Genomic DNA, 14,622 nt, shown 5'->3' on the forward strand with positions numbered 1-14,622 from the left:
GCCAGGTGCTTCAGCGACTCGACTTCGGAGAGCGTGGCGCCGGGCGGCTTTTCCAGGAAGACGTGCTTGCCTGCCCCCAGCGCTTCGCGTGCGGCTTCATAGCGGTACTGCGGCGGCATGCACAGGGAGATGGCTTCGATGGCCGTGCCCGAGGCCAGCATCTCGGCCATGCTCTTGTAGGCCGTCACGCCCTCGATGCCGTGGTTGCGACTGGCCGTGGCGACCAGCTTGAAATCAGCATTGCCGGCAATGGCCGGAGCATGCTGGTCATAAACGATCTTGCCGACGCCGGCGATGGCTAGCTGGATGGGTGTCATGGTGTCCTTGCTTGTTATTGGTGACATGAGGGGAGGGGCCACAGATTACCAGCGTTGATGGACATGCGCTGCAATGTCGTGCAGATAGAGTTCGCGCAATGCCTGCATCACCTCGTCGGTCAGCGGCGGCAAGTCGCTGGCAGCACTGTTGGACTGCGCCTGCGCGACGTTGCGCGCACCGGGGATGACGGTGCTGATGCCGCTTTCCATCAGGATCCAGCGCAGCGCGAATTGCGCCATGGGAACACCCGGCGGCAGCAACGCACGGATCTTCTCCACGGCGGCCAGCGCGACGTCATACGGCACGCCCGAGAAGGTCTCGCCGACATCGAAGGCTTCGCCGTGCCGGTTGAACTGCCGATGGTCGTCGGCAGCAAAGGTGGTCTGCGCATTCATCTTGCCGGTCAGCAGGCCCGAGGCCAGCGGCACGCGGGCGATCACGGCGATGTCGCGGCGCTGCGCTTCCTGCAGGAACAGGCCGATGGGGCGCTGGCGGAAGATGTTGAAGATGATCTGCACCGATTTCACGTTCGGATATTCGATGGCCTTGAGGGCTTCTTCCACCTTCTCCACCGAGACGCCGTAATGAGCGATCTTGCCGGCCGCTACCAGCTCATCCATATGGGCGAACACTTCCTGCTGGTAATACACCTCGGTGGGCGGGCAGTGCAGTTGCACCAGGTCCAGGCAATCCACCTCCAGGTTCTTGAGCGAACGGTCGACGAAGGCGGTGAGATTGTCCTTGTTGTTGTAGCCGCTGGCCACATGCGGCGAGAGGCGGCGGCCGGCCTTGGTGGCCACGAACGGACGTGCGCCGCCGCGTTCCTTCAATACCTGCGCGATGAGCTGCTCGGAGCGGCCATCGCCATAGACGTCGGCTGTATCGATGAATGTCACGCCTGCATCCAGCGCCGCGTGCAGTGCGGCCTTGGCATCCTGTGCCGAGACATCGCCCCAGGAGCCACCGATGGCCCAGGCACCAAATCCGATTTCCGAGACTTCTGCGCCGGTGCGGCCAAAGCGTCTTGATTTCATGTGCGTACTCCTTGCGAGCATGTTGAAAACCGTATTTATACCGCGCACCACGCGCGAGGGCGCTTGGTTTAAGATGAGCCAGATTCATTCCTGAAGTGATTTCAATTCATCCATGTCTCTCCTCGACCATATCGAATTTTCCGACCTGCGGGTGTTCGTGACCATCCTGCGGACCGGCAGTTTCAAGGCGGCCGCCATTCAGCTCGGGCTGACCCCCTCGGCCACCAGCCATGCCATGAAGCGGCTGGAGGAACGGCTCTGCACACAGCTGCTGTACCGCTCCAGTCGTGCGATCTCGCCCACGGCGGCGGGTAGCGAACTGGCCGCCCGACTGGAGGAGGGCTTTGAACAGATCGCCCGGGCGCTGGGTCATCTGGAAAGCTCGGCAGAAGGCAGCCTGGGGGAGTTGCGCATCAACGTCTTTGCGGACGCGGCCCATCTGCTGATCGAACCGGCCATTCCCGAGTTCGTGCGGCAATGCCCCCGGGTCAAGCTCACCATCGTGGTCGATGACAAGCCCATCGACATCGTCAGCGAAGGCTATGACGCCGGGATTCGCTATGGCCATTACGTGCCGGAAGGCATGGTGACTGCGCCGCTCACCCGCGCGCATCGCTGGGTGGCAGCGGCTTCGCCCGCGTATCTGGATCGGCATGGACGGCCCCTGACGCTGGAGGATCTGCAGCAGCACACCTGCCTGCAATTGCTGCTGGGGGACAACTCCAGCTATCAGTGGGAATTTGGCAAGGGAAGGTATCGGCAGCGCATCCGCGTGCCGGGCCTGGTGACGATCAACAATACCGCCGCCACCATCGCGGCGGCCAAGGCCGGGGTCGGTATCGCCTATCTGTTGGAGGGAAGGATCAGCAAGGAAATCGACGAAGGTTCGCTGGAAGCCATCCTGGAAGAATGGGCGGCCCCCAGCGAGCCTTTCCACATGTACTACAGCAGCCGGCGCCATGCGCATCCGGCCTTGCGCAAGCTGATCGACATCATCCGGTTGCAGAACGGCCTGTCACGACTGCGGTAGCCGCCACAGGTGCCGCGTCAGTGCGCCGCCGAGGCTTCGGCGGCACCGGCACCGCCCTTGGATGGCTTGATGATCCAGATCAGCGGGATGATGACGATGAAGATCACGGCCGAGACATAGAAGATGTCATTGATGCCCAGCATGGCCGCCTGGAAGGTGATGGTCCGCTCCAGCATGCCCACGCTCTGCTCGGCGTTGAGCCCCAGGGTGCTGCTGAGGTTGTTGAGGCTTTCCTGCAGCCAGGGACTGTAGGGTGTCGCATGTTCGGTCAACTGGGCGTGGTGCATGATGCTGCGGTTGTTCCAGGCCGTGGTCGAGATCGAGGTGCCGACCGCACCGCAGAATACCCGCACGAAGGACGACAGCCCGGCGGCGGCCGGGATGCGCTCCGGCGGCAGGCCGGACAGCAGCAGCACCGTCAGCGGGACGAAGAACATCGCCGTCGGAATCCCCTGCAGCAGCGTGGGCAGGATCACCGTCATCTGGTCTACCTGCAGGTTGTAGCGCGAGCGCAACCAGAACACGATGGCAAAGCCGATGAAGGACGCCGTGGCCACCTTGCGGGCATCCACCAGCGGCAGGAAGCGCCCGATCAGCGGCATCAGGATCACCGCGAAGATGCCGATGGGAGCGGTCGACAGACCCGAATCGATGGAGCGATAGCCCAGATATTGCTGCAGCCATTGCGGCAGGATCACCAGGTTGCCGAAGAACACGCCATAGCCGATGGAAATGGCGATGGTGCCGCCGGCGAAGTTGCGCCGTCCAAACAGACGCAGGTCCACCACCGGGTGGTCATTGTTGAGCTCCCACACCACGAAGTAGGCAAAGGCGACCAGCGCGATGATGCCCAGCGTGACGATGGTGGGCGAGGCAAACCAGTCCAGGTCCTTGCCCTTGTCGAGCATGATCTGGAAGGCCGCGACCCAGGTCACCAGCAGTGCCAGGCCGATCTTGTCGATGGGCAGGTGGTGGGTCGGCGTCTCGCGCGAGCGGTAGATCGCCAGCGTGATGCCGGCCGCGATCAGACCCACGGGGATGTTGATGTAGAAGATCCACGGCCAGGTGTAGCTGTCGGTAATCCAGCCGCCCAGTGCCGGCCCGGCCACGGGCGCCACCACGGCCGTCATGCCCCACAGTGCCAGCGCAAAGGAGGATTTCGATTTGGGGTAGGCCCCCAGCAGCAGCGATTGCGACAGCGGCACCATGGGGCCGGCTACCAGACCCTGCAGCACGCGTGCGGCCAGCAGGATGGGAAGGGTGGGCGCCAGTCCGCACAGCCAGGAGGCCAGCACGAACAGCAGCACCGAAGTCACGAACAGGCGCACCGCGCCCAGGCGCTGCGTGAGCCATCCGGTCAGCGGAATCGAGATGGCATTGGCGGCGGCAAACGAGGTGATGACCCAGGTGCCTTCATCGATCGACACACCCAGGTTGCCCGAGATGGTCGGGATGGCGACGTTGGCAATGGAGGAATCCAGCACGTTCATGAACACCGCCAGCGACACCGACAGGGTGCCCAGCACCAGGTTGGCGCCGCTCAGCGGTGGCGGCGGCGTGTAGGGTTTGGGGGGAGTAGTGGCCATAAGGCTTGATCATTGTCCGGTGGAGGTCTGATGAGGACAGCGGCATCGCCTCAGGTGTGCGGCACCGCCACCGCTGCGGCGGCGGCCTTGCCTTTGCGCGCCCGCGCCAGTGCGCCGGCGTTGTCGCTGATGATGCGCTCGACGATGGCATCGGCCTGTTTGCCCAGATCGTCATAGACCTTGGTCTGGTAATCGGTCGGCACCGCTTCCAGCGCGCGGCCATCGCCATGGATGTCTACCGTGGCGGTCGTGGACAGGCCGATGCGCAGCGGATGCGCGCGCACCTGTTCCGGGTCCAGCGCAATGCGCACCGGTACGCGCTGCACCACCTTGATCCAGTTGCCGGTGGCGTTCTGCGCCGGCAACAGCGAGAAGGCACCACCGGTCCCGGCCGAGAAACCGATCACGGTGCCCTTGTACTTGACGCCGGAACCGTAGACATCGGCGATCACTTCCACCGGCTGGCCGATGCGGATGTGCTGCAACTGGCCTTCCTTGAAGTTGGCGTCGATCCAGATCTGCTCCAGCGGTACGATGGCCATGAGCGGGTTGCCGGCGGCGATACGCTGGCCGACCTGCACCGAGCGCTTGGAGACGTAGCCCGAGACCGGCGCCACGATGTTGACACGGGCGTAGTTCAGGTAGGCATTGCGCACGGCGGTGGCAGCCTGCAGCACGTTGGGGTGCTCGGTCACGCTGGTGTGATCGGTCAGGGCACGGTTGGCCGCAGCAGCGGCACGCGCCTGGTCCAGCGCGGCCACGGCGCTCTTGACGGCATCGCGGGCATGCGAGACGTCTTCCTGCGAGACCGCACCGGAGGACAGGCCGGCCTGGCGGCGCTGCAGGTCCTCGCGGGCACGGGCCAGGTTGCTGTCGGCAGCGGCCACGTTGGCGGCCAGGGTGTCATTGTTCAGGAACAGCTGGCGCGTCTGGCGCACCGCCTGGGCCAGTGCGGCCTCGGCCTGGTCCAGCGCCAGCCTGGTATCGGCTGCATCCAGTGCCACCAGTTGCTGACCGGCCTTGACCACCTGCGTGTCGTCGGCCTTCACGGCCACGACGGTACCGCCGACCTGGGCGGAGATCTGGACAACGTTGCCGCCGACATAGGCGTCATCGGTCTCTTCATAAAACCGCGCATGCAGGAACCAGTACAGGAAGCAGGCAGCGGCAATGAGCAGCAAGGCCAGCGTCAGCAGGATGAGCTGGCGCTTGCGTTTGCCATTGCCATTGCCATTGCCATTGCCGTTGGCTTGCGGGTTTTGTTGGGTGGTGCTGTCACTCATGGAGGACTCCGTTCTATCTCTTTGTAGTCGGTCGATCAGCCCCGCCGCGAAGGCGGGGCCGTCCCGGTCACCGGCAGGCAGGGTGGAGAAGCCGGTGGCGGGCTGGGTTCAATTCAATGGCTTGCGTGCTCAGGTGCGCAGGTTCAGTGCGAGGGCGGTCCTGCGGCCAGTCCGGCCTGCTGGGCATCGAAACCGCCGCCCAGGGCCTTGTAGAGTGCGACCTGCTGGTCGCGGCGCTGAGCTTGCAAGGCCACCAGTGACTGGCGCTGGGCCAGGACGCCGGTTTCCGATGACAGCAGCGTCAGCTGCGACACCAGGCCCAGGCGATAGCGTTCGCGCGCCAGGTCGTAGGCGCGTTCGGCGGCCTGCAGGGCTTCGCGGCGGATCGGCAGCTGACGCTCGATCGAGTGGATCGCCGCGATCTGCCGTGCCACGTCGGCATAGGCGTCGTTCAAGGTCTTGTTGTAGGTGGCCACGGCCAGCTCGTAGTTGGCGTATTCACCCTTGAGTCCGGCGCGCAGCGCGCCGCCCTCGAAGATTGGCAGCGTGAGCGCCGGACCGAAGGCGATGGTCTTGCTGGCCGCGGTGAAGGGGTTGCTGTCGATGAGGCTGTCAAAGCCGATCATGGCGCTTAAGTTGATGTCCGGGTAGAAGCGCGCCTTGGCGACATCGACGCCGCGGCTGGCGGCTTCCACCTGCCAGCGCGCGGCGACGATGTCGGGGCGGCGTCCCAGCAGGTTCAGCGGCAGGTCCGCCGGCAGGCCCGGCGTGGTCAGGTTCTGCATCGACGGCGGCGCCAGTTGCAGGCCACGGTCCGGACCCTTGCCGCTCAGGGTGCCGAGCTGCTGGCGCAGCAGGACGATCTGGCCGGCGCTTTGCTCCAGCTGGGCGCGGGCGTCGGCACTGCTGGCGCGCGACTGGTTGCGTTCGATCTGGCTGTCCAGACCGGTCTTGACGCGCTCGGCGGTGATGCTTTCCAGGGCGCTGCGCTGTTGCACGGTGCGTTGCAGGATATCCTGGAGGGCGTATTGCGCCGCCAGCTGGCTGTAGACCGAGACGATCGAGGCGGTCAGCGCCAGGCGCGCTTCCTGCTCGCTGGCCTGGGCGGCTTTTTCGCTGGAAATGGCCTGTTCCAGGGCGGCCTGGTTCTTGTTCCAGAGATCGAGCTCGTAGCCGACATTGAGGCCGGCCTTTTTCTCGTTGAACCAGTTGCCGCCATAAGGCGACGGATAGATCGAGGTGCTGGAGAACTGGTTGCGGATGACCGAGGCTTGCGCATCCACGTTCGGCAGCAGCGGGGCGCCGCGCGACTCGGCCAGCGCGGCGGCCGCGCCGATGCGTGCACGCGCCTGTTGCAGGCTGGGGTTGGCGGCCAGGGCCTCCTCGATCAGGGTGTTGAGCTGGGCGTCGCCAAACTGACGTACCCAGTCACTGCCCGGCCATTGCCCGTCGGGGGCGCCGGGATTAGGATCGGACAGGCTGCGCGCCGTACTGAAGTCGCTTGCCCGGGCCAGCTGCTTGTTGCTGCCGATGCCCTCGAAGCTGGCACAGCCTGCCAGGCCGATGGCGCCGATCAGCGCCACCAGCAGGGCGCTGGCCGCCTTCGCCCGCGGCCGGGAGGCGGGCGAGATGATGCGTTGCATAGAATTCTCCACGAAGAGTATTTGGCGATACGAGTTGTTTTTCGAGTTTTGCGAGGTGTGCCGTGCCAATCATCCGGCACTCACCCGCGCAGGCTCGTCGGACCAGGCAGACGGCGCAGCAAGCGCTCGCAGTGATTTACGAGTACCATCCACAGGTCGGGCGAGTAAAAACTCATTTTTCGTATTATACTTCGATATACGAACAATCACTCACGTTGTGAATTCGCGTCGGGGGCGGGCGAATTCCTTACCAAAGCTGCCAATGAAACTGCAACCCAGAAAAGAACCTCGCCAGGCGCGTTCGCGGGCGATGGTCGATACCATCCTCGATGCCATGTCGCGCGTGCTGGTCGAGCGTGGCTATGCCAAGACCAATACCAATCTCGTGGCCGAATCGGCCGGTATAAGCGTCGGTTCGCTGTACCAGTATTTCCCCAACAAGGATGCGCTGATCTTCGCGCTGCGCGAGCGGCACAGTACCCGCATGCTGAGCTTGTTCGAGGATGTGGTGGCCCACATCGACGCCTCCGGCACGCTCTCGGGCGACTTCGAGAAGCTCATCAATGCACTGGTGGCGGCACACCTGCTGGAGCCGGAACTCAATCGCATCCTCGAAGAGGAATTCCCGGCCTACAATCTGCCGATCTCTCAGGAGATCCGCCAGGGTTTCTTCGAGGCCATCCGCCGCGTGCTGGAAAAGCACCGGGCCACCATCACCCCGCCCGATCTGGATGTGGCCACCTTCGTGGTCCAGCGCATGATGAAGGCGCTCATCAAGGCCGTGGTCCTGACCGGTTACGGCGGGGTTTCGCCGGCCAGCGTGCGCACCGAAATCCTGCCGGCCGTGATCGGTTACCTGACCGCCGCACGGACCTGACTGCGCTGACTTCGGCGGCGCTGGAGGGCAGAGGGGCTCCAGTACGCGAATTCACGTGCATAATGTTCAACATGAAGATCCTGACTGCACTCCGTGCAGCCTGTCTTGGCAGGGTCGGCAAGCGGATGTCGTGATGTTGTTGCCAGGCAATTCAGAAACTTCCCGATAGGCAGCACGCAGGGCTTCCGTATAGTGCAGGGGCAGGTGATGCCGGGGGATGCGCTGTGGCGGCGTCCTTGGCCGGAGACCTTCATTGCCCGAATTTTCCAGTGACAGCGATATGCAGAAAAAAAACATGCGCCGCGCCCCCCTCCTGACTGCCTTCCTGTTGTGGGCCGGTACGTGGGCCTGTGCGGCCCAGGCTGCCGTCTCGGTACAGGTGCTCGACAGCGCCGGCCAGCCCGTTCCCAACGCCGTGGTCTATGCCGAACCGGCTGGCGGCGGGTCATCGGCCAAGGCGCCGCACCAGGTGGAGATCGAGCAGAAGAACAAGACCTTCATTCCGCTGGTCACGGTGGTGCAGACGGGGACACCGATCCTGTTTCCCAATCATGACAACGTGCGGCATCATGTGTATTCCTTTTCGCCGGCCAAGACCTTCGAACTGAAGCTGTATTCGGGCGTGCCCGGCAGCCCGGTGATGTTCGACAAGGCCGGTACCGTGGTGTTGGGCTGCAATATCCACGATGAGATGGTGGCGTATGTTCAGGTGGTCAATACGCCGTATTTCGGCGTCAGTGACCGCAGCGGCATGGTGCGGCTGGAGGGTATCGCCAATGGGCGCTATGCGCTCAAGGCCTGGTATTTCACCATGGGGCCGAACCAGGCCGCGGTAGCGCAGCCGCTGGAAGTGCAGGGCGAGGGCCGCGCTACCATCAAACTCAATGTCAAGGCGGTACCGCTGTAGGGCGGGCCGTCCGGCGCATCGACAGAAACATTACTAGACTAGAGAAAACGGGGCAGGGGTGCGTCTTTACCGTCTGGAAAGCAAGATTGTCGCGCTGTTCATCATCCTCATCGTGGTGGTGCAACTGGCCGGCTTCGTGGCGATCCGAACCGCCATTGATCGCAATGCACGCAGTGCCATCAGCGACGAGCTGGTCGTTGGTGAGCGTGTCTTCACGCGTCTGCTGGATCAGAACGCCCAGCAACTGACCCAGGGTGCGCGACTGCTGGCCTCGGATTTCGGTTTCCGCCAGGCCATCGGCACCGATGACCGCGCCACCATCGCCTCGGTACTGGCCAATCACGGTGCGCGCATCGGCGCTTCCATGGGCATGCTGGTGGGGACCGATGGTCTCATCCGTGCCTCCACGCTCGACTATCCCGATACCGATCTGCAACGCAGCAGTCTCGAACTGGTGCGCCGTGCCGGCAACGGCAATGGCGCCGCCGAGAGTGCGGTGGTTGGCGACAGCCTGTTCCAGATCGTGGCCGTTCCGATCAAGGCGCCGGTCACGATCGCCTGGGTGGTGATGGGTTTCCCGGTAGATCGCAGTCTGGTCAACGACATGCGCGCGCTGTCGCAGTTGCAGGTCTCCATCCTGGTACGCCAGCGCGGCAATGCGGGCTGGACGGCCGATGTTTCTTCCCTGCCCGGGCCGCAGGCGCAGATGATGGCCACACAGGCCAGCCGCCAGCCGATGGACCAGGCCGGGGCCACCGACCTGCAGATCGATGGCAACCAGTATCGTGCGCGCGTGCTGCCGCTGGCCCGCGCCAGCAATGGCCAGGAAGCGGTGGCGGTATTGCAGCGCTCGGTCAGCGAGGCCGTAGCGCCGTACCAGCGCCTGCAACTGATCCTGCTCAGCATCACCGTGCTGGGTGTGCTGGGCGCGGCGGTGGCCAGTGCCGTGATGGCGCGTCGCATCACCAGTCCCCTGCGCGACCTGGCGGCGGTGGCCAAGCGGCTGGGCGAGGGCGATTACGGTGAAGGCCTCTACATCCGTCGCCAGGACGAGATCGGCCGGTTGGGCGCAGCCTTCGAAACCATGCGCTCGGAAATCGCCAGCCGTGAACTCAAGATCAGCCGTCTGGCCTATCAGGACCAGCTGACCGGTTTGCCCAACCGGGTGCAATTCTCCGACCTGCTCAGGGAGGCGATCAGCCAGGCGCAGGCGCAGCCCGGCACCCACTGCCACATTCTCATGATGGACCTGGACCGTTTCCAGCAGGTCAATGACGTGCTGGGACACAGCTTCGGCGATGACCTGCTGCGCCAGGTGGCCGTGCGCCTGGCCGCCCAATTGCAGTATCCGGGTGCCAAGGTGGCGCGCCTGGGCGGGGATGAATTCGCCATCCTGCTGCCGGGGGTGGACCTGGACGGTGCGCTGGCCCAGGCCGTGCAGATCCTGCGCGCGCTGGAACAGCCGCTGTCGTTGCAGGAACAGACCGTGGATCTGGGCGCCGGCATCGGCGTGGCCGGTTATCCCGCACATGGTGAAAGCAGCGAGGTGTTGCTCAGCCGTGCGGAGGTGGCCATGTACACCGCCAAGCGCAAGGGCAGCGGCGTGGTGATCTATGACCCGGCCATCGACCAGAGCAGCCAGGAAAGCCTCTCGCTGCTGTCCGAACTGCGCCGCGCGCTGGAGCGCGACGAATTCATGCTGTACCTGCAACCCAAGCTGGACCTGGCCACCGGTGCGGTGGTCGGCGGCGAGGCGCTGGTGCGCTGGGTGCATCCGGAGAAGGGCTTCATCGGTCCGGACAATTTCATTCCCTTTGCCGAGACCACCGGTTTCATTCGCATGCTGACCATCTGGATGATGGAAAAGGTCGCGCAGCTGTCGGCCCGCCTGCACGCGCAGGGGCTGCGTCTGAAGTTTTCGGTCAATCTTTCCACGCGGGACTTGCTGGACCTGGAGCTGCCGGCCGCCTTTGCTGCCATCCTCGAACGCCATCGCCTCACACCCGACGCGCTGTGCCTGGAGATCACCGAAAGCGCCATCATGGACGACCCGGCCCGCGCCCAGGGCACCCTGGACCGGCTGGCGGACATGGGCTTTGCCTTGAGCATCGACGACTTTGGCACCGGCTATTCGTCCCTGGCCTACCTGAAGCGTCTGCCGGTCAATGAGCTGAAAATCGACAAGTCCTTCGTCATGAAGATGGCGCAGGACCAGGACGATGCCAAGATCGTGCGCTCCACCGTGGACTTGGGGCACAACCTGGGCCTGCGGGTGGTGGCCGAAGGCGTGGAAAGCGAAGAGGTCTGGTTCCTGCTGCGGCAGATGGGCTGCGACCAGGGGCAAGGGTATTTCATGGGCAAGCCGATGCCGGTGGAGCGCTTCCTGGAGTGGTTGCCGCAATGGCGGGCGCCGGAGGCGCTGGATCAGTCGGAAAACGTCGCGATATGAACGATGGCGCAGGGGGCCGCGCCAGCAAAGCATCACCAAGAGGGGGCAGGGGGCAGTATGAAGAAAATTGCCAAACGTGGCATGTTCGCATTGCTGGTGACGCTGGCCGTGCCGGCCATGGCGCAGATCAGTGATGCCCAGCGGGAGGCCTGGATGCAGGCCCAGCAGCGCAAGGCTGCGCAGGCCATGCGCAGCGCGGCTGCCACCGACGGTGCGAGAGCGGCAACGGCCGCGTCGGCAGCCGCCCAGGACAACGCCCGCTGGATGCCCGACCTGGGCAAGCTCAGCGCCACCGGCGGCGTGATCCAGGTCGAGGGTGCGGGTGGTGGCGGGCTCACGCCGTGGGCGCTCATCACCGGCTATGGCACCCGCGACAGCTATGGCGCCAACGCCCATTACACCTACCTGGCCACCCAGGACTACACACTCAAGTCCTATGGCGTGGCCGTGGGTCTGCGGGACCGGGTGGAACTGTCGCTGGCCAAGCAGGAGCTCTATGGCAGCCTGGCGCCGCTGGCCGATCTCCGGATCACCCAGGACATCGTCGGCATCAAGGTCAAGCTGGCCGGCGACGCCGTCTACGACCAGGACCGCTGGCTGCCACAGATTGCCGTGGGCGCCATGTTCAAGCACAACAACGGCATCGGCGGACTGGGCTCGGTGACCAGCGTGAAGCAACTGGGCGCGGCCAGCAACAGCGGCATCGATTATTACGTGTCGGCCACCAAGATCCTGCTGGCGCAGAGCCTGTTGCTCAATGGCACGCTGCGGCTGACCAAGGCCAACCAGATGGGGCTGCTCGGTTTCGGGGGCGACCTCAATGATCGCTATCAGGCCATGGGCGAGTTCTCGGCGGCTTACCTGCTCAACCGCAAGCTGGCGCTGGGGGTGGAGTACCGCATGAAGCCGCGCAACCTGGCCGCCGACCATGAGAAGGATTACTACGACGCCTTCCTGGCCTGGTTCCCCAGCAAGAACCTGTCGATGACCCTGGCCTACGTGGCGCTGGGTGACATCACCGTCTACAACCCCAAGCGGCAACGCGGCGTCTATCTGTCGCTGCAGGCCGGTTTCTGAGCCCACGGGAGCAGCGATGAACCAGTTTGCAATGAAGCAGGCCGCCACCGTACTGGCCCTGGCCTGTACCCTGGGCCTGGCGCAGGCCCAGAGTCCGGCCACTGCCGATGACAGCCTGTTCCGCGCCCTCGGCGGCCTGCCCGTGATCGAGCGGGTGGTACAGGACTTCATGGACAACATGCTGGCCGATGCCCGCATCCGGCATACTTTCGACCATTCCAACATCAAGCGCGTGAAGGAAAAGCTGGTGGAGCAGTTCTGTGAGTTGAGCGGTGGCGGCTGCGTCTATACCGGCGACCCCATGCGCGAAGTGCACCAGGGCCTGAAACTGAGCAATGCCGATTTCAACGCCCTGGTCGAGGATCTGCAATTGTCGATGGACAAGAACGGCATCCCTTCGCGTACCCAGAACCGACTGCTGGCACTGCTGGCGCCGATGCAGCGCGAGACGGTGACGCGGTAGCAAAAAATATTTCCTGGCGGCGGGAATAAAGCAGGGCCGCCTTCCGTATACGTCGGCATGGGTATGGCACACCGCGCAACCCGACCACGAAAAGGAAAAACACCATGAGACTGCTCGCAACCTCCCTGCTGGCCCTGGCCTGCGCTTCGGTTTCCTTCACCGCCTCGGCCCAGAGCGCCGGTGTCAAGACCATGGATGGCATCCTGGTCGATGCCAAGGGCATGACCGTCTACACCTTCGACAAGGACACTGCCAACAGCGGCAAGAGCGTCTGCAACGGCCCCTGCGCCAAGCTGTGGCCGCCGGTGGCGCCCATGGGCATGGCTGCCGCACCGTATTCCACCGTCACGCGCGACGACGGCAGCGCCCAACTGGCCTACCAGGGCAAGCCGCTGTACCTGTACGAAGCCGACAAGAAGCCGGGTGACCGCACTGGTGACAATTTCAAGGACGTCTGGCATATCGTCAAGCCCTGATCCTGGCTGACGCACACCATGTTCGGACGCACCGCCAGGCTGCAGCGACAGCAACGGGAACGACAGGCCGACGAGCAAGCCATGCTCGCCTGCCTGCCGCGCCTGCGCCGCTATGCCCGCGCGCTGACGGGCCAGCGCGACAGCGCCGACGACCTGGTGCAGGACACGCTGGAGCGTGCCTGGCAGAAGCTGGACAGCTGGCAGCGTGGCAGCGACATGCGGCCCTGGCTGTTTGCCATCATGCACAACCTGCACGCCGACCAGCGCCGCCAGCCGGCGCTGGTCACGGTGGAGCTGGAGCAGGCCGCCGAGGCGGCGTTACCGGCGTCCTCGGCCGAGCAAGGTCTGGCCCTGGACCTGGAAGCCGCCCTGCAACGGCTTCCCGCCGAACAGCGCGAAGTCCTGCTGCTGGTGGTGCTGGAAGAAATGCGTTATGAAGACGTCGCCGCCACGCTGGGCATTCCGACCGGGACCGTGATGTCTCGCCTGTCGCGTGCCCGCGAGCGGCTGCGGCAATGGATGGAGGGCGCCGGCGGCCAAGGTGAAGCCGGCGCGACCCTGAAGGTGGTGAAATGAAGACCCCGGCACTTTCCGAAGAAGACCTGCACGCCTATACCGACGGCCAGTTGAGCGCCGCCCGTGCCGCCGAGATGGCCACCTGGCTGGAACAGGACCCGGTACACGCCGAGGATCTGCATCGCGTGCGCGCCTGGCGGGCCCAGAATCGCGCCCTGCATGCCCATTACGACCCGGTCCTGGAAGAAGCGTTGCCACCGCGCCTGGCGGCGGCCGTGCTGGCCGGCGCCGGGGAGCCGCATCGGCGGCGTGACCAAGACAATGAGGGCGCCGCAGGTGCCGCCAACGCCCCTCGCTGGTGGTCTTATGCGGCCATGCTGTTGTTGACCCTGGCCGGGGCTGCCGGTGGCTGGCTGGCGCATGACCTCGCCCCGGGCGGTGCTGCCCGCACCAGCCTGGCGGCAGCGCCCGTGATGCTGGCACGTCAGGCGGCGGTGGCGCATACCGTCTTCAGTGCCGACCTGCGCCGACCGGTGGAAGTCGGCGCCGATCAGGAGCAGGCGTTGGTGACCTGGCTCTCGCGGCGGCTGGGGGCGAATGTACGCGCTCCCAAGCTGGCCCCGCTCGGTTATGACCTCATCGGTGGCCGCCTGCTGCCGGGCCAGAGCGGTCCGGTGGCGCAGTTCATGTACCAGGATGCGGCCGGCCAGCGGCTGACCCTGTATGTCTCGCACGACCAGGTACAGAACCGGGAGACCGGTTTCCGTTTCGCTCAGGAAGGCAAGGTCAATGTCTTCTACTGGATCGATGGCCAGTTCGGTTATGCGCTCTCGGGCAGCATCGCCCGCGCGGAACTGTCCCGCATTGCCGGTTCGGTCTATGAGCAACTAGAACCCATTTCATAAATAGGCGTGAGTGCGAGCGAGTCCCGTTTGGGATGAAGTGCAAGGCGCGAGTGGGTCA

General features: G+C 64.7%; 14 protein-coding genes. 9 read left to right on the forward strand and 5 right to left on the reverse strand.

All coding sequences use genetic code 11. The features are described from left to right. Positions 1–317, reverse strand: a 317-nt coding sequence (locus tag HWE01_RS22295; protein WP_241822919.1) for a Gfo/Idh/MocA family protein, incomplete at its 3' end; no start/stop codon positions are given. A gap of 45 nt (positions 318–362) precedes the next feature. After that, a complete protein-coding gene (locus HWE01_RS22300) occupies positions 363–1,352 on the reverse strand; it encodes an aldo/keto reductase (protein ID WP_241822920.1) in 990 nt (329 codons plus the stop codon). A gap of 112 nt (positions 1,353–1,464) precedes the next feature. Between HWE01_RS22300 and HWE01_RS22305 the strand changes: the two genes are divergently transcribed. Beyond that, the gene (locus tag HWE01_RS22305; RefSeq protein ID WP_008329622.1) at positions 1,465–2,382 is read left to right on the forward strand and encodes a LysR family transcriptional regulator; all 918 of its coding nucleotides are present in this window, start codon (positions 1,465–1,467) and stop codon (positions 2,380–2,382) included. Positions 2,383–2,399: 17 nt separating this feature from the next. On the opposite strand, the gene HWE01_RS22310 is transcribed toward HWE01_RS22305, so the two are convergent. The 3 genes from HWE01_RS22310 to HWE01_RS22320 all read right to left on the reverse strand — a co-directional run bounded on the left by HWE01_RS22310 (position 2,400) and on the right by HWE01_RS22320 (position 6,894). Beyond that, positions 2,400–3,968 (reverse strand): DHA2 family efflux MFS transporter permease subunit, encoded by a 1,569-nt coding sequence (locus HWE01_RS22310; RefSeq protein WP_008329620.1) that lies wholly within the window; start codon positions 3,966–3,968, stop codon positions 2,400–2,402. 50 nt (positions 3,969–4,018) lie between these two features. Beyond that, a complete protein-coding gene (locus HWE01_RS22315) occupies positions 4,019–5,251 on the reverse strand; it encodes an HlyD family secretion protein (RefSeq protein WP_241822921.1) in 1,233 nt (410 codons plus the stop codon). 143 nt (positions 5,252–5,394) lie between these two features. Then, complete coding sequence (locus HWE01_RS22320; RefSeq protein WP_008329616.1) at positions 5,395–6,894, reverse strand: efflux transporter outer membrane subunit; 1,500 nt, start codon at positions 6,892–6,894, stop codon at positions 5,395–5,397. A 262-nt stretch (positions 6,895–7,156) separates the two neighbouring features. On the opposite strand from HWE01_RS22320, the gene HWE01_RS22325 reads away from it, so the two are divergent. The 8 genes from HWE01_RS22325 to HWE01_RS22360 all read left to right on the forward strand — a co-directional run bounded on the left by HWE01_RS22325 (position 7,157) and on the right by HWE01_RS22360 (position 14,564). Beyond that, positions 7,157–7,771: a TetR/AcrR family transcriptional regulator gene (locus HWE01_RS22325; RefSeq protein ID WP_034350422.1), complete on the forward strand. Its 615-nt coding sequence runs from the start codon at positions 7,157–7,159 to the stop codon at positions 7,769–7,771. A 295-nt stretch (positions 7,772–8,066) separates the two neighbouring features. After that, entirely contained in the window at positions 8,067–8,678 is a 612-nt protein-coding gene (locus HWE01_RS22330; RefSeq protein ID WP_237713549.1) for a methylamine utilization protein, read from the forward strand. Positions 8,679–8,736: 58 nt separating this feature from the next. After that, entirely contained in the window at positions 8,737–11,127 is a 2,391-nt protein-coding gene (locus HWE01_RS22335; RefSeq protein ID WP_008329595.1) for a putative bifunctional diguanylate cyclase/phosphodiesterase, read from the forward strand. A gap of 57 nt (positions 11,128–11,184) precedes the next feature. Next, complete coding sequence (locus tag HWE01_RS22340) at positions 11,185–12,204, forward strand: DUF3034 family protein (protein WP_241822922.1); 1,020 nt, start codon at positions 11,185–11,187, stop codon at positions 12,202–12,204. A gap of 16 nt (positions 12,205–12,220) precedes the next feature. Further along, positions 12,221–12,667 (forward strand): group I truncated hemoglobin, encoded by a 447-nt coding sequence (locus HWE01_RS22345; protein WP_008329590.1) that lies wholly within the window; start codon positions 12,221–12,223, stop codon positions 12,665–12,667. 104 nt (positions 12,668–12,771) lie between these two features. Next, complete coding sequence (locus HWE01_RS22350) at positions 12,772–13,143, forward strand: COG4315 family predicted lipoprotein (protein ID WP_008329589.1); 372 nt, start codon at positions 12,772–12,774, stop codon at positions 13,141–13,143. Positions 13,144–13,161: 18 nt separating this feature from the next. Further along, a complete protein-coding gene (locus HWE01_RS22355; RefSeq protein WP_241822923.1) occupies positions 13,162–13,719 on the forward strand; it encodes an RNA polymerase sigma factor in 558 nt (185 codons plus the stop codon). After that, complete coding sequence (locus HWE01_RS22360) at positions 13,716–14,564, forward strand: anti-sigma factor family protein (protein ID WP_008329587.1); 849 nt, start codon at positions 13,716–13,718, stop codon at positions 14,562–14,564. Before HWE01_RS22355 ends, HWE01_RS22360 begins: the two co-directional genes overlap by 4 nt. The last annotated feature ends 58 nt before the right edge of the window (positions 14,565–14,622 follow it).

This window comes from Herbaspirillum sp. C7C8 (assembly GCF_022627875.1).
Classification (GTDB): domain Bacteria; phylum Pseudomonadota; class Gammaproteobacteria; order Burkholderiales; family Burkholderiaceae_D; genus Herbaspirillum.

What these genes read in the sequence shown, in the direction of transcription:
- HWE01_RS22350 (WP_008329589.1), top strand. Translation starts at nt 12,772, where the DNA reads ATGAGACTGCTCGCAACCTCCCTGCTGGCCCTGGCCTGCGCTTCGGTT.
- HWE01_RS22340 (WP_241822922.1), top strand. Translation starts at nt 11,185, where the DNA reads ATGAAGAAAATTGCCAAACGTGGCATGTTCGCATTGCTGGTGACGCTG.
- HWE01_RS22315 (WP_241822921.1), bottom strand. Translation starts at nt 5,251, where the DNA reads ATGAGTGACAGCACCACCCAACAAAACCCGCAAGCCAACGGCAATGGC.
- HWE01_RS22330 (WP_237713549.1), top strand. Translation starts at nt 8,067, where the DNA reads ATGCGCCGCGCCCCCCTCCTGACTGCCTTCCTGTTGTGGGCCGGTACG.
- HWE01_RS22305 (WP_008329622.1), top strand. Translation starts at nt 1,465, where the DNA reads ATGTCTCTCCTCGACCATATCGAATTTTCCGACCTGCGGGTGTTCGTG.
- HWE01_RS22320 (WP_008329616.1), bottom strand. Translation starts at nt 6,894, where the DNA reads ATGCAACGCATCATCTCGCCCGCCTCCCGGCCGCGGGCGAAGGCGGCC.
- HWE01_RS22325 (WP_034350422.1), top strand. Translation starts at nt 7,157, where the DNA reads ATGAAACTGCAACCCAGAAAAGAACCTCGCCAGGCGCGTTCGCGGGCG.
- HWE01_RS22300 (WP_241822920.1), bottom strand. Translation starts at nt 1,352, where the DNA reads ATGAAATCAAGACGCTTTGGCCGCACCGGCGCAGAAGTCTCGGAAATC.
- HWE01_RS22345 (WP_008329590.1), top strand. Translation starts at nt 12,221, where the DNA reads ATGAACCAGTTTGCAATGAAGCAGGCCGCCACCGTACTGGCCCTGGCC.
- HWE01_RS22360 (WP_008329587.1), top strand. Translation starts at nt 13,716, where the DNA reads ATGAAGACCCCGGCACTTTCCGAAGAAGACCTGCACGCCTATACCGAC.
- HWE01_RS22355 (WP_241822923.1), top strand. Translation starts at nt 13,162, where the DNA reads ATGTTCGGACGCACCGCCAGGCTGCAGCGACAGCAACGGGAACGACAG.
- HWE01_RS22310 (WP_008329620.1), bottom strand. Translation starts at nt 3,968, where the DNA reads ATGGCCACTACTCCCCCCAAACCCTACACGCCGCCGCCACCGCTGAGC.